Consider the following 1,542-nt stretch of genomic DNA (forward strand, 5'->3'; position numbering starts at 1 on the left):
GCGCTTCGCGGGCGCGGGCAGCGCGACCGCGGCCTGCGCGGCGTGCACCGCCTGCTGCTGGGCGTGCGGAGCCGGCGCGTTGGGCGCGGGCAGCGCGACCGCGGCCTGATGGGACTGCGCGGCCTGTCGTGCGTGAGCGGCCTGCTGGGCCTGGGCGGACTGCGCCTGCTGCTGCGCATGCGCGGCCTGCCGGGCCTGTGCGGCCTGCTGCTGTGCGTACGCGGCCTGCTGAGCCTGTGCGGCCTGCTGAGCCTGTGCGGCCTGCGCTGCTTGCTGCTGTGCGTACGCAGCCTGCTGCGCCTGCTGGGCCTGTGCGGCCTGCTGCTGCGCGTAGGCGGCCTGCTGGGCTTGTGCGGCCTGCGCTGCTTGCTGCTGTGCGTACGCGGCCTGCTGCGCCTGTGCAGCCTGCGCCGCTTGCTGCTGTGCGTAGGCGGCCTGCTGGGCCTGCTGCTGTGCGTAGGCGGCCTGCTGCTGTGCGTACGCGGCTTGCTGTGCCTGCTGCTGCGCGTGCACGGCCTGCTGCGGCTGCTGTGCGTACGCGGCCTGCGCGCCGTTCTGTGGCGCGAACGCCTGCGTGTGCTGCGCTCCGTTCGCGGCGTACGGTGGGTGCGCGGCGTGCGGCGGCGCGGCCGGCGGCCCTCCGGCGTTGCCGAAGAGCGCGGCGACCTCAGGGGGCGGCTGCGGCTTGGTCTCGACGGGGCGCTGGTTGAGGATCCGCGTCTTCAGGACGAACGGGCCGCACAGCACCTCGTCCACGGAGCGGATCTCACAGGCGGTGACCTGGTGCCCGTTGACGAAGACGCCGCTGGTGCCGCCGCCCGCGTCCTGGATCGCGGTGCGACCGTTCTGGAAGTACAGCATCGCGTGTCGCGGGGACACGGAGGCATCGTCCAGCCGCAGATCCGACGACGCATCGGAGCCGAGCGCGTAGGTACCGGGGACGAAGACCTCCGTCCCCACCAGGAGGCCGTCGCGGAGGATGACGACTTGCAGGACGCTGGGCTGGCCGCTCAACGGTGACGCTCCCTTCGAAGGGTGATGGGCGGTACGGCCCTACTGATCGTAGACGGTGGCGAGCGTCTCGGAGCGGAAGCTGTCGCGCTCGCGAAGCATCGACCGCACCTTCAATTCCTTGCGGTCATACAGGTACACGGCGCCAGACTTGTTCGTCTGGCCCTGGATGAGCCGGTCGTCGAAGTCGATGCGGGACGGGCCGCGCTGCGGAGGCGCGGACCCCGCCGTGGCTCCGGCCTCACCCGTCACGGGATCCGTGACGGCATTGGAGCCCGCGCTCGATTTCGTCTCGATGCGCGGCGGCGCCTTGGTCGCGCCCTTCTTGGCCTTGGCGGCCTTCGCTCGGGCGGCACGTCCACGCCCCTGGGCCCAGGCATCGTTCGCGGTGGAGAGGGGACCGAAGCCAAGGACGCTGGCGACGGCGAAGACGAAGAGGAAACGTCGCATCATCAACAGGTTAAGCGATGCGAGCCCCAAGCTGTCAACGCACACTCCAGCGCCATGCACCGACCTGCATCGGGCGGGTGT

General features: G+C 71.5%; 2 protein-coding genes. Both read right to left on the reverse strand.

What is annotated here, in order from left to right; genetic code table 11:
- Positions 1-1,014: FHA domain-containing protein (locus D7V93_RS47205; protein WP_244237848.1), on the reverse strand; the 1,014-nt coding region annotated here is incomplete at its 3' end.
- 39 nt (positions 1,015-1,053) lie between these two features.
- On the reverse strand, positions 1,054-1,521 hold the full coding sequence (locus D7V93_RS42900; protein ID WP_244237849.1) for a hypothetical protein: 468 nt from the start codon (positions 1,519-1,521) through the stop codon (positions 1,054-1,056).
- Positions 1,522-1,542: the final 21 nt, after the last annotated feature.

The sequence above is a fragment of the Corallococcus llansteffanensis genome (assembly GCF_003612055.1).
Taxonomy (GTDB): Bacteria; Myxococcota; Myxococcia; order Myxococcales; family Myxococcaceae; genus Corallococcus; species Corallococcus llansteffanensis.